Genomic DNA, 19,957 nt, shown 5'->3' with positions numbered 1-19,957 from the left:
GAAATCCTTTGCACAAATACCCAACACCCTAAGTTTGTTTTATGATTTTTTGAAACGTACTTAAAGTTTCAATTCAAAGAACCCACATAATGATACGCCAACTCTGCCTCACATTATTCATTTTACAGATTTCTCTCGTCGCTTTCGCCCAGACGAAAGATACCCCTGCCGATCTGGTGAACCCTTACGTGGATAGTAAAAACTCGCGTTGGTTCTTTTTCAACACAGCTACTCGACCTTTTGGAATGGTGAATCTCAGCCCTGACACTGATACTGGGGGAGCTTGGGGCTCTGGATACCGATATGAAAGTGACTCAATCAAAGGATTAAGCCACGTTCATGCTTGGCAACTTTCTGCGCTTTCGGTCCTTCCAGTTTCGGACATTGAATTAAAGAACAACACAGATTTTGCATCGCCTTTTTCCCATGATACTGAAATCGTACAGCCAGGCTATCACAAGTTAATACTGGACAGATACGACATCAAAGTGGAACTCACCTCCACACTTCGTGCAGGATTTCATCGCTATACTTTTCCAAAAAATGCTAAGCAACAAGTCATGATCCGTCTTGGCGGTATGCTTGGTCCATCGAATATCATCGATGGGGAAATTACCCAAGTGAACAAAACCACACTTCAAGGGCACCTTATCAACGGGAAAACTATCAGACGCCCCTTTGATACTGCTATTTTTTATGCAATCCAACTAAACCGGCCAATTGCAGAAATCAAAGGCTGGTCAGAAAATGGAGTAACCTCCGCCTTATCTGAAATCAAGGGAGAAAACTCTGGCGCACTACTATCTTTTGAGAACTCAAAAGAAGAACTACTGATGAAAGTTGGGATTTCTTATGTAAGTGCTGAGCAAGCAATGCTCAATCTGAATACGGAACTGGCGCATTGGGATTTTGAGAAAACAAAAAAGGAATCCTTCGATGAATGGAATAGCTATCTGGGGAGAATAAAAGTAGAGGGATCAACTGAAAAAGATAGAAGAAGATTCTACACAGATTTGTTTCATGCACTTCAGGGTCGTAGAACTATCTCAGATGTGAATGGCAAATACGCAGACATGACTAGTGGAACGCTTATACCAAAGCAAATTCCGCTGAACGAAGCTGGAAAACCTAAATTCAGACACTTCAATTCGGATTCGTTTTGGGGCGCTCAGTGGACGATCAATACACTTTGGCACTTGGTTTATCCTGAGATCACGGAGGAGTTTGTGAATTCAATGTTGCGTTACTACGTGGATGGTGGTTTGATCCCTAGAGGACCTTCTGGAGGAAATTACACTTACGTGATGACTGGAGCTTCGAGCACACCATTTATTGTCAGTGCATATCAGAAAGGCATTCGTGGATTTGATGTTGAACTGGCCTACGAGGGTTTGAAAAAGAATCACCGACCTGGTGGAATCATGGACAAAGCAGGCTATGAGCACAAAACCTCTCAAGGCGGAGGATTATCCTATTACTTGAAAAACGGCTATGTCCCATGGCCAAATCCAGAAGGAAGAAGGTTTGGATTTCACCAGGGCGGCCCAAGTTTGACAATGGACTATGCTTATCAAGACTGGACTCTTGCACAGATGGCAAAAGCGCTGGGAGATGAAGCTGGAGAGATGGAATTCATGAAACGTTCCACCAATTATGCTAACACCTTCGATACAGAGTCTGGCTGGATGCGTCCAAGAGATGTAGAAGGAAATTGGAAGACACCATTCGATGCTTATGAATACGATGCTGGCTTCAACGAGGCAAATGGAAGTCAAAACACTTGGTTTGTCCCTCATGATTTAGATGGACTAGCAGATTTGATGGGAGGAAAAGAAAAAGCAATCGAGCGTTTGAACATCTCCTTCCAAGAAGCTGAGAAACTTGGTTTTACCTCTGGCACTTCCCATTCCCAGGAAACTCATCCTGAGTATCGTAGAATTCCAGTCAATTACGGAAATCAGCCTTCTATTCAGACAGCTTTTGTCTTCCATAAACTAGGAAGACCAGACCTTACTCAATATTGGTCTAGAGCGGTAGTGAAAAGTGTTTATTCGGATCTGAGCCCAGAAAATGGCTACAATGGAGATGAAGATCAAGGTCTGATGGGAAGCTTGGCTGTGTTGATGAAGATTGGTTTGTTCCAAATGAATGGGGGCACTGAAGCTGACCCAGCATATCAGATTGGTAGTCCTATTTTTGATAAAATCACGATTGAGCTGAATCCAAAATACTACTCAGGCAAGGAATTCATCATCAAAGCAGAAGCGAATAACCCTTCCAATGTGTATGTAAAATCTGCTAACTGGAAGAATCAAGTTCTAGATCACCTTGAGCTTTCGCATAGCCAGATTACTGGAGGAGGAGAATTGAAATTGGAGATGAGCGATACAGGAGTGAAGTAAATTTATTATTAAAACAGGAAGTCAAGAGAGATTTTGACTTCCTGTTTCATTAACCCATACTAATCCTTCAAATTCAAATCAAACTGAGGTACAACTGGCTTTATCCCCAATTCTTCAGCTGATTTCATAAATAAGACAATGTCATTGACCAATGGGAAATCAATACCATCAGCCAGCATTTTCTTTATTTCAGCAAGTGCATTGGCTTTGAAGTAATTCATTTTGACACCGGCATTTTTCAGGCTTTTAAGTTGCTCGATAGTATAAGTATCTCCCCAATCTCTTAGCTGGATAAATTCTGTCCCAGCACGCAGAGTTCCTTTGACATAAGCCTCCGTTGAGTTCTGACGATCCATATTACAAATCATCATTTCAGGTACTGACTTCTGCGCTTTTCTGGCTCCTTTTAAACTAGACGCCAGGAAAGCCTGATGGAGTCTGTTCTGCTTTTTCACCAATTCTGCCACCATTGCAGGAAGTTCACCTTCTCCTTTGATGTGGATATTCAACCAGATATTGTAAGGCATGATTTCCAGTACTTCTTCCAAAGTTGGAACTAGGACACCTTCAAAATCAGCAGATTTCCAGCTCCCCGCGTCCAATTTTTTGATCTCAGCCAGAGTCATTCCTGAGATCTCTCCCCTCCCATCAGTAGTTCTATCTACAGTCTCATCGTGCATGACTATCATTTCCAAATCCTTACTTAGCCATACGTCAAATTCTATCATCTGAGCCCCAGAGGAAATTGCCACCTGGAAAGCAGGAATTGTGTTTTCGGGATGAGTTTCCATCGCTCCTCTATGCGCACAAAGTCCACTTGTAGGAAGAATTGGATTGGAATTTTGAGAAAAAACATTGCCGGCTAAAAGGCAAAAACAAAGAGTAAGCTGAAAGTATGAGTTCATGTGATTAGTGGTTGAGTTATGCAGGAACCTTCAAGAAATAAATCTTGCTCGAAAATTCCCAATTCAAAAAAACAAACTTACCTGCTATGGAATTGGATGAAGATTCTTTCATGTTAAATCTAAGTTATTCTTCTCTGTAAAAATCATCCGTGAATAGTATGAGTTCGCGAATGGAGATAACCTAGTATTTCGCTTCTTCAGAGCTATAAAAATTGGATCGTAATTTTATCCAGCCCTTAAGCTGGGCTAGGCTATTTTGGACTTTCAGCCCTTTTACCAGGCCAAAATTCTTGAGAAGTAGGACAACTCAGAAATAAAAAAAGACTTCGACTTCGCTACCAATGGCGGATTGATTTGAGGGCACGAAATGCTGGTCAGTCCGAGCACCCGAGAGACGGGAGTCTAGAGGTTCGAGGACAAAATTTTACCTAAATTTAAAAGAGCCTTCGACTTCGCTCAGGCTGACACGCGTTTCCTCCATGAAAAAGTTAGCGTTTCACGCCACAGTTCGTGTAAGACGAACGGAAATAAAAAATTGATACCAAGCCCAACTTCTGGAGAAGCATTACAAATCTAAATTGCGGACACTGCGCTATCCTCTTTGACCTCAGCATTAAATAAAACAAAAAAAAAAGGCTCTTTCGAGCCTCATTTTCATTCTATTTATCTTGTGTAAACATTGTCAGCCTTGTCTTTGTCAGGGAAACGTCCATAAGGATCAAGAGTGATTGTTTTGATTTTTCGATCTCCGAAGTCCATTACTGCATCGAACGTTCTTTTTCCGTCAAACCAAACTGTCACTGGCCATGTAACTACAGCAGTAGTAGCATCTATCATTTCAGCGTTCGCCAACTTCTTAATCGCTGGACCTTCAGCTTCAAACTCTACTTTCAACACAACTGGCGAAGGCATTTCTCCAGGCTGATGTACTGCCACAGTTGTTTTGCCATTAGCATTACTCACATTTTGTATAGAACCTTCCACAGCGTCCGTAGTGAACAACCAGTAATACCAGAACCACTCCAGATTTTGACCCAGCTCGTTATTCATAAAAAACATGTAATCCCAGGGCGAAGGATGTTTGAAAGTCCAAGCTGCCGTATATTTTTTCATCGCATTGATTACAGCCTCATCTCCTACGATTCCACCCAGCATGGATAACATCAACGGAGTTTTAGAATAGGTCTGGAATCCATACATGCTACCTGCGTCATTAGCACTCCACATCAGAGGCGCTTCATCTTCCATACCAGAGATTCTGCCATAGCTTTGACCCAAACCATCGAGATTATAATCTACACCTTTGCTATCTGCACTAGAAAGGATATTCATGTATTGGTTGAAACCTTCATCCATCCAGCCGTAGCGAGTTTCATTGGTACCCACCATCATTGGCCACCACTGATGAGCTGCTTCATGATCTGCTGCGCCTTGATTAGAATTGATCACCATTGGATATTCCATACCAGCACTTGGGCCGTCTTGTAGGGTTAGTTGTGGAAAAGGATATGGTGCCCAAAGTTTGGAATAGAATTCCAACGCATGTTTGGTGTTTTCTCCAGCTTTCTCAAATAACTGAGCTCGCTCAGGGGTGAAAACCATGTATATAGGAACTGGGCCTTTACCAGGAATATCAGCTTTGGTAGCTTTCCAGATAAATCTATCCGAAGTTGCCCAAGCAAAATCATTCACTTTATCAGCCACAAAGCGCCAAGTCAGTTGATCTCCAGCTTTTGTTGCTTTGCCAGGGCCTTTTTCATCTGCTCCTACTAGCGTCACTTCACCATCTGACTTTAATACATTAGCAAATCTTTCCGCAACAGTCGGAGTCAATACCTCAGTTGGGTTTTGCAATACACCGGTACCACTTACAATCCAGCCTGCAGGTACAGTAATAGACACATCAAATTTCCCGAAATTATTATGAAACTCTGCGGGACCTAAATAAAGGCTGGTTTCCCATCCTCTTAGATCATCAAACTTAGCCAATCTTGGAAACCACTGCGTAGGCTGAAATAAAGTGCTGTCAAAACGCTGAGTCATTCTATGACCTCTACCATTGTCACCACCAGGCAATTTGGTATGCCAGTCGATTTCTACTTCAGCTGTTGTTCCTGCTTTAATTGGATTTACCAGTGTGATTGTTGCCACAGTGCTTTGCAAACCTCTAACGGTTAATTTCGGAGCTGCCGCCGGTTCATTTCTTCTTCGCTGAATGGGAGGAGCATTTAAATCCACAGATTCACCAGCTACTTTTATAGACGTTACGATCATTCCTTCGGTATTTTCCGCTGGAACTGAGCTTCCACGAGGAACATCTCCTCGGAAAACATTATGATCCAATCGAAGGACTATGGAAGTCATGTCCTCTTTGCTGTTGTTATGCACCAAGATTTTCTCAGATCCGGTGATCGTCTGCGTGCTTGGATCCAAGCTAGCCTTGATGGTAAAATCAGTTTCCAGCTGCCAATAATTAGCTCCCGGGGTACCTGAGAAGTTTCTTGAGCCTTCATCAAAAGCTTTACGAATAGAATTCGTCATTGGTACATCTTGGCGTATTACACGTGTATCCGTTTCTATGGACCTGCGTAGCGGATTAGCATTTTCTTGCTGCGCAAAAGCTATTGAACTGCTAAAGAGCATGCAAAAGAGTATTTTTCTCATACCTATTTGTTGGGTTTTATTCACGATGAAAAACTAAGCTAAAAATCCATTTCCACGCTCACAGAATAAGTGTGAACTAAGAGTAGAATTGATATGCTGACTATTTTTTGAATCTTTTTACTTTTTACTTTTCACAAAAACTACTATCTCTTCCCCGGGATATATCTCTCCTCCATCCTAGCCTCCACATCTTCTCGGTAAAATGCTACATCCTTAAACTTGCCATCCACGTAATCCTGCGTCTGGTCATAGAAGTGCGGGGAATTCGGATCTGAACTTTGTCCTCCGGCAAGGATAGATTTAGCTTTCACTTTCTCCCCAAACTCCACCGCAGTCACGAAGCTATTTCCTCTATAGCCATACAGTCTCTTTGTTCCTGGATAGGTTTTCGCACCAAAAGCAGCCAGAGCCCCCCAAGTACCTGAAGCTAATCCCACCGGAGTATATTCCTTCGAATCATCGAAAGGCGCATCGATCTCTCCGGTAAGACGTTGGAACCTATTAATCTCAGACCAAGGTGTATTCCAAGAACCAAAATCTGCATTCATCTCCTCCAGCGTTTTTCCAAAAGTTGCGAGAAGTTCGGTAGCTGTAGGATTAGGGATTTTGGTGTTTTCATCTTGATTGAAAGTGAGCAGGTTATTGATATTGCCATGATCCCTCATAAAATTCATCCCAAAGAAGTGCGCAAGTGACATCGCTACCGATTCTTTTGAAGTGCGATAATCCCAAGTTTCTAGAACTTTAATCGCTTCAGTGAATTTTGGGTCTCCAACTCCTTTTGCTTCATACGCTTTTATTAGCATAGGAATCAATTCTGCAAATGCCGGCAAATATGGGTCATGAGCTAAATTGATTAAACCGTCCAGTGTCAATTTTGAAGCTTCATTTAGAACTTTCATCGCATGAATACCCCGGTAATTCTCCTGATCTGGCGCCATATAAAATGGATAATTCTCTTTTTTTGGACTAAACTTTCCAGCAGCTGTAAAAGGCGTAGAATTACAGTTTTGAATCCAACCTGTGCCCGGATTCAGGATCATTATTGTTTCATCCACTGGATGCAATCCCTGCCAGTCGGACTTCGGATCTGAGCCATCTACCGGCTTGGAGAAGTCATATCCATCGTTTCGTTTCGGGATAAAATTTCCATGGAAATAAGCAATGTTTCCATCGGCATCTGCAAAGACAGTATTGTTGGAAGAGTTGGTACGGATGTCCATCATCTTCTTGAATTCGTCATGATTGCTCAGCTTTGTTCGTGTAAAACTTTGAATCAGTGCATTCACCGGATCCCAATTGATCTTGGTCGCTACCCACTTATCATTGATTTGATGAGTAATAGGGCCGTGATGAGTTCTATAGAAAGTAAATGGCCGCTCCTTCAATTCTGCTCCTGACTTGTATTTTAGAGAAATCTGAAATTCTTCTACAGCTCTACTTTCGTCGCCATATTGATATTCATATTTCCCGTCATTTTCGGTTACTTCCTCCACAAATTCATCGATGAAATCCACCTGAGTTGATGTATGCATCCAACCGGTTTTTTCATTGAATCCTTGATAAATAAAAAACTGCCCCCAAGTCACTGCACCATAAGCATTCAAACCTTCTTCACTTACTACATGAACTTCCGGTCTAAAATAAAATGAGGTATGGGGATTGATCAGCAGCATGGCATTGCCAGAAGCAGTCATCTTTCCATTTATGGCAATTCCATTAGACCCTTTTGGCTCATCTAAAAGAGATTCTCTATCCACTGCAGGCTCATTTAATGCCATCACATCTGTTTCCTTGGCTGAATAAAACGCTTTAATTCCTGGAGTGGGAATCTGCTCAATATCTCCACCTATGGAGCCTTCACTGAAAAACATCGGCATCCATGGTTCATATCGAGTAATCACCTGAGGGATCACTTCAGGATGAGTTGCCAAATAGTAATTAACGCCGTCAGCAAAAGCCACACACAATTTCTTTAACCAATCTGGAGCTGTTTCATAGGCTGCTTTAGCTTCTGCTTCGGTCATGTATAGGTTTGCGCGAAGATCGCTGAAGATCGCGTCTGGCCCTTCTAACTCAGCCAAGCGGCCTGTTGCCCAAATGTAGTTTCGCTCCACGCGCCTGAAATCATCCTCACACTGCGCATAGAGTAATCCAAAAACCGCATCTGCATCGCTTTTGCCATAAATATGTGGAATCCCGTAATCATCTCGGAGAATTTCCACTCTACTTGCAGTGTCTTCCCATCGCTCGGATTCGCTGAGCTCCTTAGGTTCGCAAGACCAGATTAAAACCGGTAATGCAAAAAATAGCAATCTAAATTTCATAGTTGGGTGTTTATAAAGGCGGGGCAAATTCAATCGTACCAAAATAGGCTATTTGAAGAGTATAGGCAATTGGAATTTTACCGATGTTGTGTATATAGGTTTAGCGGTAACTGCTTAGTGATTTCTTGCAGTAGTTCTTCAGAAATCATCTCGTTTTGCTCATAACCTAAAAGCATTTTCTCCACTTGCTCCACCGAACTAGCTCCAATCACAAGCGAGCCCACGGCAGCCTGATTCAACCCAAATCGAATTAAAAAAGCCTCAGGAAGCATCCCTGAAACAGCAATCAACTTACGCACTTTTCCTACTTCTTCATCTGAATGGTCCATGTAGGATTCTGCAGATTTATCGATCAATAAGCCTTTTGCGAAAGTTCCACGAACTAAAACTCTGGCCTTAGATGTGGCAATCAGAGGAAAAGCTGTTTCCTCAGGTCTTCGATCCAAGGGATTGTATTGCATCATGATAGTCGCAGGAGGATACAATTCCAACACTTTCCGAATCACATTAGGGCGTATAGAGGAGATACCGAAAGCACGGATTTTCCCTTGACTTTTAAGAATTTCAAAAGCTTCGAGCGTTTCATCCCAGGGATCTTCGAGCGTGCCGCCATGCAATTGGTAAAGGTCTATGTAATCCGTTTGCAATCTTTGAAGGCTTTCTTCCGCGCACTTTAGAATGTAGGCTTTTTTAGGATTCCAATCCCAGCCAGAGCCATCTTCTCTCCATTGATTTCCAACTTTTGAAGCTAGGATAATATGTTTTCGCCTGCCCTTTACCGCAGCACCAACAATCTCCTCATTCAACCCCTTTTGGTATAGATCCGCCGTATCCAAAAAATTGATTCCACCCGAGATAGCTGCGTCAATAATTTGTTGATCTGATTTGATATTGCCTTTCAGCGACATACATCCTAGTGCAATCGGGCTGATTTCAAAATCTAATGCAGGTAATTTTATCTTCTCCATTTTCCCAAATTCACGATATTGGTGGAGGAATTCAAATTCTTCTCCAACTCAAATATTTTTAAAGGTTTAATAATGCAAGAAACTGAAAGCATTCTTTCTTTAATCCCTATTTTTGAATTCTTAAAACCTATGTACATGAAATCGAGCCTGCCTGCGGCAGACAGGCATGACTAAATCTTCACTAAGTAGGATGTCCCGGTAACTATCGGAATAACTATGCGAGATATCATATGACCGTTGAAAAAGAATTATTAACATGAAAAAAATAGCAGTTTTTACCTCTGGAGGAGATAGTCCTGGCATGAACGCCTGTGTAAGAGCAGTTGTTCGTACAGCTATTTACCGAGAATTAGAGGTATATGGAATATATCGGGGATACGAAGGAATGATTGATGGAGAGATCAAGCGACTTCATTCACATTCGGTAAGTAATATCGTCCAGCGCGGTGGCACAATTTTAAAGTCTGCCCGATCTATGGACTTCAAAACCCCTGAAGGCCGAAAGAAGGCTTACGACAACCTGATGGCTCACGGTATTGAAGGATTGGTGGCAATAGGTGGAGATGGTACATTTACAGGAGCGAAGTTATTCTATGAAGAATATGGCGTTCCTACCATAGGCTGCCCGGGAACCATCGACAATGATTTGTTTGGCACAGATTATACGATTGGTTTTGACACAGCTGTGAATACGGCGTTGGAAGCTATCGACAAAATCCGTGATACAGCAGCGGCTCACGACAGGATTTTCTTCATCGAAGTGATGGGAAGAGATGCGGGATTTATCGCTGTAGAGTCAGGAATCGGTGGAGGCGCCGAATTCGTTATGGTTCCAGAGACACATACGGATTTAGATGTAGTCGTGAAATCCTTGAAAAACCTTAGAAAAACAAAATCCTCCAGTATTATCGTGGTAGCTGAGGGTGATGATGCAGGTAATGCGCAAACCATCATGGAAAAAGTAAAAACCAAGCTGAACGATCCTACCAAAGATTTTAAAGTGACCACTTTGGGTCATATTCAGCGCGGTGGCAATCCTACGGCACGAGATCGTGTCTTAGCTAGCAGATGCGGAATGGCAGCAGTAGAAGGACTTATCGCTGGGCATCAGTTTCACATGACAGGGGTCATCAATCAACAAGTCGTCTATACCACATTTGAAGACTGCATAGGAAAGACAAAAGCTCTGATCGAAGATCACCTTAAATTAATGAAAATCTTGAGTATTTAAGATGGGATTCATACCGATATTCATCATGCTAGGAGCCGGAGGGCTCCTATTTTTCCTTACTGTGAAAAATGCCCTGCTTCGCAAATTGAACCTGCAGAAAGAATTACTTAGTAAATTAAATTCGCTCAATCCTGAATTAGGCTTTTTGGTAGGTGATGCTACAGATCCTGATCTGCTAACGCAGCGCTTAAAAAATAAGCAGCTGGACAAACAGACTACTGAAAATGCGCTAAGCATCATCAGAGAACTAAAAGTCAACCGAATTCAATATAATGCACTATTAAAAAATCCTCCTTATAACTGGGTGGGTACTATTGCACGTTTTCAAAAAATTTGATCAGGAAGGAAAGCCAGAATACCTTCCTGATCTTCAGGAGAAAACCAATTGACTGACTCGTCTTTTTTAAACCAGGTCATTTGGCGCTTAGCGTACCGTCTAGAATTTCTTTTGAGAAGACGAATTGCCTCTTCCACATCATATTTTCCTTCCATAAATCCGAAGATCTCAGAGTAGCCTACCGTTTGCAATGCGTTTAGATGTCTTTTGTCAAAGAGCGCATCGGCTTCATCAAACAAGCCATTTTTTATCATCTGATCCATACGTAAGTCGATCCGTGAATACAACTCTTCTCGGACCCTTTCTAAGCCAATTTTAATCACTTTGAAAGGCCGCTCTTTTTTAGATTTCACGCGAAAAGAGCTGAATTTCTTTCCTGTTCCTCTCCATATTTCTAATGCCCTCATCAATCGTTGAGGATTCTTTTGATCCACCTTTTCGTAGTATTCAGGATCATTTGCAGCTACTTCAGCTTGTAAAAACTCCAAGCCTTTCCGCCCATACTCCTCAATTATCTGCTGCCTAACTTCTGCTGCTACTTCTGGCATTTCGTCCAAACCATTCACCACCGCATCCGCAAATAAACCTGACCCCCCAGTCATAATTACCATTTGATGCTTAGCAAATAATTTCTCAAGCAAAAGCAAACTATCACGTTCAAATTTACGGACATCATATTCTTCATCTATCGACAAACTATTAACAAAGTGATGAGGAATCTGACTCATCTCCTCTAAACTAGGTTTAGCTGTCCCAAGATTCATTTCGCGATAAAATTGTCTACTGTCGCAGGATACAATTTCAGTCTTGAAATTTTTGGCTAGTTTTAGACAAAGATCGGTCTTACCTACAGCGGTAGGCCCTACCACCATGATCAAATAAGATTGAGTAGACAAAATGAGTATGATTAGCTTTAAGCAAAAATCCAAAGTAAAGGAATGAAAAGCAAAAAGGTATTGATTGTAGAGAATAATGACTTAAATCGAAAGTTATTTGAAACCTTGATAGGTCAGATTTATAGCACTGAAGCAGTTAAGAATGGCATTGAGGCGGTAAAAAAGGCTTCCAGCGAAAAGTATGATTTGATACTTATGGATATCCAAATGCCAGAAATGGATGGAATTACTGCCATGAAAACAATTAGACGACAGGCTATGCATCAATGTCCAATACTAGCGATCACTTCGTATTCTGCAGAAACCTCGAGAAAATTATTTATGGAAATGGGGTTTGATGATATGATCATCAAACCTATTCGTCCTAAAGAATTTCTAACTTTTATCACCAGTAAAATAGACATAGAAAGCGAAGAGAGTTCGACATTTGCAGCGGTAAGTGAAGCCAATGATGTGTTAGATAGATTGGTTTTTGACCAACTGTTGAAATATAATAATTTAGACACAATAAGGTCAATATATATCGATTTCTTAGATGAGTTTGATCAGCTAATTTATCCTATTGACGTTGCTTTTCAGGAGAAAAATCTACAAATTTTGCTGGAAAGCTTGCATACCTTGAAAGGCAATTCAGGTACTTTAGGAGCAACTGCTATTTATATATTGTCTCATGAAGCAGATAAAAACACACGATCTCAGGACTGGGATTCTTTGGAAACAACACTAAAAAAATTAAAAAATGAGCGTATTAAATTTGAAACATATCTCAAAGAAGAAACTACTTTTAAGCAATGAATAACCCAAAAAAAATACTGGTAGGAGAAGACAGTTCAGTGATAATAAACTTGACTAAAAGCATATTATCATTTGAAAACTATATAATGAAGGCTGCCAAAAATGGAAAGCAAGTTTTAGAGTTATTAGAAACAGAAGAATTTGATCTTATTCTGATGGACCTCAATATGCCAGTATTGGATGGAGCCTCCTGCACAAAAATGATTCGAAACATGGATGATCCTATCAAATCAAAGCTGCCTATAATTGCGATTTCCGGAAATATGAATAACTATACGATGGATGAATTTAGAAAAATGGGATTTGACGACTTCATTCAAAAACCGCTCAACTACGATAAATTACTTGCTACTGTAAAGAAAATCCTAGGCTGAGATGGTCATAAAGCACACAAAGCATTTTTTGGATAAACTCGAAAACCTATTCGCTTCATCAGAATACATTTTGAGATATGAAAAGGGGAATTTTAAATCCGGCTACTGTGTCTTGAATGACTCGAAAATCGTAATTGTAAATAAATATTTTCCTCTTGAAGGGAAAATCAATGCACTTATTGACATTCTCATCGAACTAAATCTTGATCCTGAGGATTTCACTGACAAAGCAAATCATGACTTCCTTACTGAACTGAGACAAACCCAATTAAAATTTTGAAAGTAACTTTTTTAGGAACCGGCACATCTCAAGGCGTACCCGTAATAGGATGCGACTGTCAAGTATGCAATTCATTAGATTTTCGAGATAAGAGATTCCGAGCTTCTGTTTACATTCAGGTTGGGAAATTAAGTCTCGTGATTGATACCGGCCCAGACTTTCGCAGCCAAATCCTAAGAGCCGGAATTACCGAACTTGATGCGGTTATTTTCACTCATGAACACAAAGATCACACAGCTGGTCTAGATGATATTCGCCCATTCAATTTCAAGCAACAACGAGACATGCCAATTTTTGGTAAGCGTCAAGTGCTGGATCAAGTCAAACAGGAATTTGAATATATTTTTGCCCGAAAAAGTTATCCAGGAATCCCACAAGTAGAGACCATTGAGATTGATGAAAATGCATTCACTATTGAAGGAATTACGATTACACCAATTCCTGTCATGCATTATAAGCTTCCAATACTGGGTTTTCGAATAGGTGATTTCACCTACATCACAGATGCCAATCATATTCCTGAGGATTCGCTTAAGTTGATAGAGGGCTCTGAGATCCTGGTTCTAAATGCGCTCCAACGAGAGTCACATATTTCCCATTTCACGCTGAATGAGGCAGTAGAGATAGCTAAAAAAATCGGAGCCAAAGAAACCTATTTTACTCATATCTCCCATAAACTTGGGCTTCATAATTCCGTAGATCTGGAATTACCTGAAGGAATAGCCTTGGCCTATGACGGGCTTCAGCTAACTTTGGACTAATGCATCTCAATTATCATTTCCTGAAATACCTCTGCCCGGAGCTTGAAAAAGCATTCTTGGGTAAAAAAATAATCGCTTGTTTTTCCCAAAACAAAGATGAGCTGATTTTAGAAACTGAGGATGCAAATGAAACTCGATTTATTCGTGCTCATTTACTCCCACCTCAGATATACTTATCTTTTCCAGAGACTTTTCAACGTGCTAAACGTAATAGCATAGATCTTTTCAAAGAGTTGATTGGGGATAAGATCAATGAATGCGTTGTACTAAGTTTTGAGCGAGCTTTTTATTTTAAGCTCAGCTCAGGCAAAATACTTCTATTCAAACTACATGCTAATAGAAGTAATGTATTGCTGTACGAAAAGAATCGCACAGCCCCATTAAAGTTATTCCGAAATGGCATCGCCGAAGACCGGGAATTGGATTGGGCTGCATTGAATAAAACCAATGAATTAACTTGGGAAAGCTTTCAGGAACTAGAAGGAAATGCATCTAAGTTCCTTCCTACCTTAGGCGCTATTCCAAGGAACTGGTTGAAAGATAAAGGCTACCCCGAAGCTGATCTTCAATCTAAATGGACGCTAATGCAAGAGCTTTTGGACATGCTAGACACACCACTTTTTTCATTGGTAGAGAAAACCGGGGAAATACACTTGACCCTTTTACCAGAGGAAAATCCAGTCAAAAGCTTCTCCAACCCTATCCACGCCGTCAACGAATTGTTTTATCTGGCGCTTGTTCGAGGAAATTTCGAAAAAGATAAGAACAGCCTACTTAAAAAGTATCAAGATCAGCTCAAGCGAACCAACTCATACATAGAGAAATCGTCACAGAAGCTAGAAGAGCTTCGTAACTCCCCACCACCTTCGCAGCTTGCGGATGTGATCATGGCTAATTTGCATGAATTTCAAAATGGAAGAATGGAGGCTGAATTGATGGATTTTTATAGCGGAGAATCTATCCAAGTCAAACTCAAACCCAATCAGAAACCTCAAGATCATGCAGCTTCTTTGTACAGAAAATCTAAGAACAGGAAACTGGAATGGGAACAACTGGATAAGACCATTGCAGCAAAAATCAATCAGGCTAGCGGGTTCGAATCAAAAATAGCAGAGTTGAATGCTATTGAAGATTTCAGAGCATTGAAAAGCTATAAGAAATCTCACGGGGAGGATAAAGTATTGCAAAAGGATGCTGTGGTTTTGCCATTCAAGACATTTGAATTTGAGGGCTTTCCAATCTGGGTGAGCAAGTCCGCCTCTGCAAATGACGACATGCTACGCGGCTACACCAAGAAAGACGACATATGGCTACACGCACGCATGGTTCCAGGTTCACATGTACTTATCAAAACCTCGGGGCTTAAAAGCATCCCTATGGCCGTCCTAGAGACTGCTGCTTCACTCGCTGCTTTTTACTCCAAAAATAAAAATGAATCCCTAGCTCCAGTGATCCACACGGAAGCCAAATATGTAAGAAAGGTAAAAGGTTCTCCGCCAGGTTCTGTGTTAGTAGAAAAGGAAAAGGTGCTGATGGTGATCCCCAAAGGGCCAGAAGAGATTTTTGGAAAAGGTGATTAGTCTTTGGTTGTTGGTTATTGGTTGTTGGTTGTTGGAGGTAAGTAGTAAGTAATAAGTTGCTATAGTGGAAAGTCTTCAGAATGCTTACCGCCGTTCACTCATACGAATGCAAAAAAAGAGACCTCATTTCTGAAGTCTCTTTTTTTTTGCTAATGTATTTCTACCGCTTATTCAACAATATGAACTTTCAGCATGTTAGTTCTGCCATTAGATTTTAGCGGCATACTACCAGTATTGATAATGATATCACCTGAGTTCACATGTCCATCTTCCTTCAAAGTATTTTCAATATCCAAGAAGGTAGCGTCTGTAGAAACTTGATCTTCATAAAAATACGCTCGAACTCCCCAAACTAAACTCATTTGAGTAATCAAAGCCTTATTTCTGGTAAATACAAAAACACTTGCAGAAGGTCTGTGAGATGCTATTCTGAAGCCCGTGAAGCCTGAAGAAGTAATTCCTACGATTGCCTTAGCTTTCACATTTCTAGAAAGTCTAGAAGCCATCAAAACTAGGTTGTTGCTTAGAAATGTTTCATCATCCTCAGGGATTTTATAGAGGTTATGATAGATATCAGCATTTTCTTCCAAATAGCTAATGATGCTACTCATTGCTTTTACAGAATTTACAGGATATTTTCCTGAGGCAGTTTCAGCAGAAAGCATTACCGCATCAGCGCCATCAAGCACTGCAGTAGCTACGTCATTAGTCTCAGCACGAGTAGGGCGAGGATTTACGATCATGCTTTCCATCATCTGAGTCGCAATGATCACAGGCTTACAAGCAACCTTACATTTCTCTACAATTCTTTTTTGCCAAAGAGGGACAATTTCCATTGGAACTTCCACTCCCAAGTCACCTCGAGCCACCATGATTGCGTCAGTTGCTTCGATAATCGCATCGATATTATCTAGCGCTTCAGGTTTCTCAATTTTCGCAACGATCTTACAAACCTTGCCTTTAGCTTCAATTCTTTGTCTCAGATCAATGATATCTTCCGCTGATCTTACAAAAGAAAGTGCGATCCAATCCACTTCCTGCTCCAAGCCAAACGCTAGATCCTCTATATCCTTCTCCGTAAGAGAAGGTGCACTTACTTTAGTATTAGGAAGGTTAATGCCTTTTCTAGACTTAAGAATTCCACCGTGGATCACTGTACAATTTACATTTTTGCCATCGGTATCATTTACTCTGACTTCAAGGTTACCATCGTCAATCAAAATACGATCACCCGTCTGCACATCGTTTGGAAGGTTTTGATATACTGTACTCACCAAACTACTGGTTCCAACCACAGGGTCATTGGTAATTGTGATCAATTCTCCTGATTTGATCTCAACGCCGTTATTTTCTACTTCACCTACACGGATTTTAGGTCCCTGAAGATCTTGAAGTATACCGAGGTTTAGACCTTCATCCTTGTTGATCTGTCTGATGATTTTTGCTACCTCAGCGTGGATTTCATGTGTACCGTGCGAAAAATTCAAACGAAACACATTAGCTCCAGCAGCAGCCAGGCTTTTGATAGTTTCGTAATTGTTTGAAGCAGGGCCTATAGTTGCTAGGATTTTTGTCTTATTGAAATGGCTCATTAGGGTATTAATAAGTTAATAGGTTTTCTTTTGATTTAAGTTTGCTTACATCCAGCTTCATTACATTTTGTATGTAGCGATTTTTAGCCAGCTGATTGGCAAATGTATTAATACTTATTTGAAAGGTCTCGTCTTGAACCAAAAGGAAATAATCCATTGATTTCAATTCTGGTATCAGGTAGGACACTTGATTTGTTGAGTTTAAGGCTTTATTTCTTAAAAGTTGAACAAATCCATGAGGTAAAGAAAGTAAATATTGTGAGATTTTAAGGCTTGGAAGGGTCATAAATTCAAGCAAAAGATCTTCGGATCTTATAAGATTAAGGTCTAAATCCCTGTTGATTAGCCAAGCCATTTTATGGTCCTTAACAGGCGATACAAGCCCCAAAAGCTCGAAATCATACGTATGTTCAATCAGTAATTTGGCCTTCTTCATTCAGGGAAAAAATCTATCCAAACAAAGTTAGAAAATATAATTCAACTTCTACGGACAACCAATTGCATAAAAATTTACTTGAATCTTTTCTTTGTCAATTAGGCATTAAATATATTTCTTTGCGAAGTGTTAATAACTAAACTGATCACAAAATGTCTGAAATTGCACAGAAAGTAAAAGCCATCATAGTTGACAAACTAGGCGTAGAAGAGTCTGAAGTTACTTTGGAGGCTAGTTTCACCAATGACCTTGGTGCTGATTCTCTTGATACCGTAGAATTGATTATGGAATTCGAAAAGGAATTTAACATCTCTATTCCAGATGATCAGGCAGAACAAATCGGTACTGTTGGACAAGCAGTAACCTACTTGGAAGCTAACGTAAAATAATAATTCCTAAATTCATTCCATGAATTTAAAAAGAGTTGTTGTAACAGGTATAGGTGCTCTCACACCAATAGGCAATACCGCAGAGGAATTCTGGCACGGTCTGTCTACTGGTGTGAGCGGTGCTGCACCGATCACCAAATTCGACGCTTCCCTCTTCAAAACACAATTTGCTTGTGAGGTTAAAAACCTCGATGTAGAGCAATTTATGGATAGAAAAGAAGCGCGGAAAATGGATCCTTTCACTCAGTACGCCATGATTTCTGTTGAGGAAGCCATGAAAGACTCAGGATTGGATCTAGAAAAAATCGATAAATCAAGAGCTGGAGTAATCTGGGGATCTGGAATTGGGGGCTTAAGAACTTTCCAAGATGAAGTAACGGCCTTCTCCACTGGAGACGGGACGCCTCGTTTTAATCCGTTCTTTATCCCAAAGATGATTGCTGATATCAGCGCTGGCTTTCTATCAATTAAATATGGTTTTCGCGGTCCAAACTTTGTGACAGTTTCTGCATGTGCTTCCGGTACCAATGCCCTAATCGATGCATTCACATACATCAGAATGGGCAAAGTTGATATTTTTATCAGCGGTGGTTCAGAAGCAGCAGTTACCGAAGCGGGTGTTGGTGGATTTAATGCTATGAAGGCATTATCCCAACGTAACGAATCCCCCCAAACTGCCTCGAGGCCGTTTGACAAAGACAGGGACGGATTCGTGTTAGGAGAAGGAGCTGGAGCTTTAATCCTTGAAGAATACGAGCACGCTAAAGCACGTGGTGCCAAAATCTACGCAGAACTTGTGGGTGGCGGAATGACTGCTGATGCCCACCATATTACAGCTCCACATCCAGACGGTTTGGGAGCAAGTAGTGTAATGAAAATTGCTTTGGAAGACGCTGGACTTAAGCCAGAAGATATTGATTACATCAATGTACATGGCACCTCTACTCCTCTTGGTGATTTGGGTGAAGTAAAGGCAATTCAACAAGTCTTTGGCGATCATGCTTACAAGCTTAACATAAGCAGTACCAAGTCAATGACTGGCCACTTGCTAGGGGCAGCTGGTGCTATTGAAGCCATCGCATGTATTTTTGCCATGAATAAAGGCATAGTACCTCCTACGATCAACCACTTCGAGGACGATGAAGCTTTTGATCCAAGATTAAATATGACTTTCAACAAAGCGCAAGAGAGAGAAATTAATTATGCGTTGAGCAATACTTTTGGATTTGGTGGACATAATTGTTCAGTAATTTTCAAAAAATATAAATAATCTGAATTTTGAAATTATTTCAAAGAATCGGGTTTAATAATTTATTCTTAAGTGAAAAAGACAAAAGGCTTGCTACTTCGATCAAATTGATGATCGGAAGCAGGCCTTTTAATTTATCGCTTTACAGGCTTGCTCTTACGCCATCTGGACTTGGCGAGGAAACGTCCCAAGGTTTTCGACTTTCAAATGAGCGCTTGGAATTCTTAGGAGATGCAATTTTGGGGGCTGTCATCGCCGAATTCCTTTTTCAGAAATATCCTTTCCGAGACGAAGGCTTTCTCACCGAAACACGATCTAAACTGGTAAACAGAGAGACACTCAATGATACTGGGATCAAAATTGGATTACGAAAAGCCTTAGACATGGAGATTGGAGAGCGCCACTTTACAGGAAATAAATCGCTGTATGGTGATATGCTTGAGGCTTTTCTTGGGGCCATTTATCTAGACAAAGGGTACCATTTCACCAAAAAATTTATCATCCAAAGAATCCTTCTTCACTTTGATGTGGAGAATATGATCGCTACCACCACTAATTACAAAAGCAAAATCATCGAGTGGTCACAAAAGGAAAATAAGGATGTGGAATACGTGGTACTTAGCGTAATTGGTAACCAACGATTCAAAGAATTTAATGTCTCTTTGCAGGTGGCAGGTGTTGAAATAGCTCAAGGAAAAGGGAGTACCAAAAAGAAAGCAGAACAGGAAGCATCCAAAAATGCCTGCGAAACACTTAAAATTGCCACCTAGC

18 protein-coding genes are annotated in these 19,957 nt (G+C 40.8%); 11 read left to right on the top strand and 7 right to left on the bottom strand.

From position 1 onward, the window contains the following. The first annotated feature begins 89 nt into the window (after positions 1 to 89). Positions 90 to 2,402, top strand: coding sequence for a GH92 family glycosyl hydrolase (locus BVH02_RS00860; protein WP_086497845.1), 2,313 nt, complete (start codon positions 90 to 92; stop codon positions 2,400 to 2,402). A 59-nt stretch (positions 2,403 to 2,461) separates the two neighbouring features. On the opposite strand, the gene BVH02_RS00855 is transcribed toward BVH02_RS00860, so the two are convergent. From BVH02_RS00855 to BVH02_RS00840, 4 genes are all read right to left on the bottom strand, one after another. Next, a complete protein-coding gene (locus BVH02_RS00855; protein WP_086497844.1) occupies positions 2,462 to 3,307 on the bottom strand; it encodes a glycerophosphodiester phosphodiesterase in 846 nt (281 codons plus the stop codon). Positions 3,308 to 3,970: 663 nt separating this feature from the next. Further along, positions 3,971 to 5,971, bottom strand: a complete 2,001-nt coding sequence (locus BVH02_RS00850) for a M1 family metallopeptidase (protein WP_086497843.1) — start codon at positions 5,969 to 5,971, stop codon at positions 3,971 to 3,973. A gap of 143 nt (positions 5,972 to 6,114) precedes the next feature. Further along, positions 6,115 to 8,298, bottom strand: coding sequence for an acylase (locus tag BVH02_RS00845; protein ID WP_086497842.1), 2,184 nt, complete (start codon positions 8,296 to 8,298; stop codon positions 6,115 to 6,117). A 77-nt stretch (positions 8,299 to 8,375) separates the two neighbouring features. Then, positions 8,376 to 9,266 carry an aldo/keto reductase gene (locus tag BVH02_RS00840; RefSeq protein WP_086497841.1) on the bottom strand — a complete coding sequence of 297 codons (891 nt, stop codon included), beginning with the start codon at positions 9,264 to 9,266 and terminating at the stop codon, positions 8,376 to 8,378. Between the two features lie 256 nt (positions 9,267 to 9,522). Here BVH02_RS00840 and pfkA point away from each other — a divergent pair, with 256 nt between their 5' ends. Continuing rightward, a complete protein-coding gene (pfkA, locus tag BVH02_RS00835; protein WP_086497840.1) occupies positions 9,523 to 10,497 on the top strand; it encodes a 6-phosphofructokinase in 975 nt (324 codons plus the stop codon). A 1-nt stretch (position 10,498) separates the two neighbouring features. Then, a complete protein-coding gene (locus BVH02_RS00830; RefSeq protein ID WP_086497839.1) occupies positions 10,499 to 10,834 on the top strand; it encodes a hypothetical protein in 336 nt (111 codons plus the stop codon). Here the strand turns inward: BVH02_RS00830 and miaA are convergent. Next, positions 10,822 to 11,730, bottom strand: a complete 909-nt coding sequence (miaA, locus tag BVH02_RS00825; RefSeq protein WP_223271774.1) for a tRNA (adenosine(37)-N6)-dimethylallyltransferase MiaA — start codon at positions 11,728 to 11,730, stop codon at positions 10,822 to 10,824. The two genes, BVH02_RS00830 and miaA, sit on opposite strands and share 13 nt — an antisense overlap. Before the next feature lie 42 nt (positions 11,731 to 11,772). Here miaA and BVH02_RS00820 point away from each other — a divergent pair, with 42 nt between their 5' ends. The 5 genes from BVH02_RS00820 to BVH02_RS00800 are packed head-to-tail and all read left to right on the top strand — an operon-like array spanning position 11,773 to position 15,520. After that, a complete protein-coding gene (locus BVH02_RS00820) occupies positions 11,773 to 12,525 on the top strand; it encodes a response regulator (protein WP_086497837.1) in 753 nt (250 codons plus the stop codon). Further along, entirely contained in the window at positions 12,522 to 12,899 is a 378-nt protein-coding gene (locus tag BVH02_RS00815; protein WP_086497836.1) for a response regulator, read from the top strand. Before BVH02_RS00820 ends, BVH02_RS00815 begins: the two co-directional genes overlap by 4 nt. Before the next feature lies 1 nt (position 12,900). Continuing rightward, on the top strand, positions 12,901 to 13,179 hold the full coding sequence (locus BVH02_RS00810) for a hypothetical protein (RefSeq protein WP_086497835.1): 279 nt from the start codon (positions 12,901 to 12,903) through the stop codon (positions 13,177 to 13,179). Beyond that, the gene (locus BVH02_RS00805) at positions 13,176 to 13,940 is read left to right on the top strand and encodes an MBL fold metallo-hydrolase (RefSeq protein ID WP_086497834.1); all 765 of its coding nucleotides are present in this window, start codon (positions 13,176 to 13,178) and stop codon (positions 13,938 to 13,940) included. The genes BVH02_RS00810 and BVH02_RS00805 overlap by 4 nt, the downstream gene beginning before the upstream one ends. Further along, complete coding sequence (locus tag BVH02_RS00800) at positions 13,940 to 15,520, top strand: NFACT RNA binding domain-containing protein (protein WP_086497833.1); 1,581 nt, start codon at positions 13,940 to 13,942, stop codon at positions 15,518 to 15,520. Before BVH02_RS00805 ends, BVH02_RS00800 begins: the two co-directional genes overlap by 1 nt. 167 nt (positions 15,521 to 15,687) lie before the next feature. On the opposite strand, the gene pyk is transcribed toward BVH02_RS00800, so the two are convergent. Then, positions 15,688 to 17,112 carry a pyruvate kinase gene (gene pyk, locus BVH02_RS00795; protein WP_086497832.1) on the bottom strand — a complete coding sequence of 475 codons (1,425 nt, stop codon included), beginning with the start codon at positions 17,110 to 17,112 and terminating at the stop codon, positions 15,688 to 15,690. Positions 17,113 to 17,119: 7 nt separating this feature from the next. After that, complete coding sequence (locus BVH02_RS00790) at positions 17,120 to 17,548, bottom strand: IPExxxVDY family protein (protein WP_086497831.1); 429 nt, start codon at positions 17,546 to 17,548, stop codon at positions 17,120 to 17,122. Positions 17,549 to 17,700: 152 nt separating this feature from the next. Between BVH02_RS00790 and BVH02_RS00785 the strand changes: the two genes are divergently transcribed. From BVH02_RS00785 to rnc, 3 genes are read left to right on the top strand one after another with little or no spacing between them, the layout of a single operon-like run. Continuing rightward, positions 17,701 to 17,937 (top strand): acyl carrier protein, encoded by a 237-nt coding sequence (locus BVH02_RS00785; RefSeq protein WP_057940051.1) that lies wholly within the window; start codon positions 17,701 to 17,703, stop codon positions 17,935 to 17,937. A 19-nt stretch (positions 17,938 to 17,956) separates the two neighbouring features. After that, positions 17,957 to 19,207 carry a beta-ketoacyl-ACP synthase II gene (gene fabF, locus BVH02_RS00780; RefSeq protein WP_086497830.1) on the top strand — a complete coding sequence of 417 codons (1,251 nt, stop codon included), beginning with the start codon at positions 17,957 to 17,959 and terminating at the stop codon, positions 19,205 to 19,207. A gap of 8 nt (positions 19,208 to 19,215) precedes the next feature. Next, positions 19,216 to 19,956: a ribonuclease III gene (rnc, locus tag BVH02_RS00775; RefSeq protein ID WP_086497829.1), complete on the top strand. Its 741-nt coding sequence runs from the start codon at positions 19,216 to 19,218 to the stop codon at positions 19,954 to 19,956. The last annotated feature ends 1 nt before the right edge of the window (position 19,957 follow it).

This window comes from Algoriphagus ratkowskyi (genome assembly GCF_002150505.1).
Classification (GTDB): Bacteria; Bacteroidota; Bacteroidia; order Cytophagales; family Cyclobacteriaceae; genus Algoriphagus; species Algoriphagus ratkowskyi.
The sequence above is the reverse complement of the archived record's forward strand: the minus strand, read 5'-3'. Positions and strand labels throughout refer to the sequence as shown.

Coding starts and splice junctions, on each gene's coding strand:
- BVH02_RS00860 (WP_086497845.1), top strand. CDS start 90: ATGATACGCCAACTCTGCCTCACATTATTCATTTTACAGATTTCTCTC.
- BVH02_RS00855 (WP_086497844.1), bottom strand. CDS start 3,307: ATGAACTCATACTTTCAGCTTACTCTTTGTTTTTGCCTTTTAGCCGGC.
- BVH02_RS00850 (WP_086497843.1), bottom strand. CDS start 5,971: ATGAGAAAAATACTCTTTTGCATGCTCTTTAGCAGTTCAATAGCTTTT.
- BVH02_RS00845 (WP_086497842.1), bottom strand. CDS start 8,298: ATGAAATTTAGATTGCTATTTTTTGCATTACCGGTTTTAATCTGGTCT.
- BVH02_RS00840 (WP_086497841.1), bottom strand. CDS start 9,266: ATGGAGAAGATAAAATTACCTGCATTAGATTTTGAAATCAGCCCGATT.
- pfkA (WP_086497840.1), top strand. CDS start 9,523: ATGAAAAAAATAGCAGTTTTTACCTCTGGAGGAGATAGTCCTGGCATG.
- BVH02_RS00830 (WP_086497839.1), top strand. CDS start 10,499: ATGGGATTCATACCGATATTCATCATGCTAGGAGCCGGAGGGCTCCTA.
- BVH02_RS00820 (WP_086497837.1), top strand. CDS start 11,773: ATGAAAAGCAAAAAGGTATTGATTGTAGAGAATAATGACTTAAATCGA.
- BVH02_RS00815 (WP_086497836.1), top strand. CDS start 12,522: ATGAATAACCCAAAAAAAATACTGGTAGGAGAAGACAGTTCAGTGATA.
- BVH02_RS00810 (WP_086497835.1), top strand. CDS start 12,901: ATGGTCATAAAGCACACAAAGCATTTTTTGGATAAACTCGAAAACCTA.
- BVH02_RS00800 (WP_086497833.1), top strand. CDS start 13,940: ATGCATCTCAATTATCATTTCCTGAAATACCTCTGCCCGGAGCTTGAA.
- pyk (WP_086497832.1), bottom strand. CDS start 17,112: ATGAGCCATTTCAATAAGACAAAAATCCTAGCAACTATAGGCCCTGCT.
- BVH02_RS00790 (WP_086497831.1), bottom strand. CDS start 17,548: ATGAAGAAGGCCAAATTACTGATTGAACATACGTATGATTTCGAGCTT.
- BVH02_RS00785 (WP_057940051.1), top strand. CDS start 17,701: ATGTCTGAAATTGCACAGAAAGTAAAAGCCATCATAGTTGACAAACTA.
- fabF (WP_086497830.1), top strand. CDS start 17,957: ATGAATTTAAAAAGAGTTGTTGTAACAGGTATAGGTGCTCTCACACCA.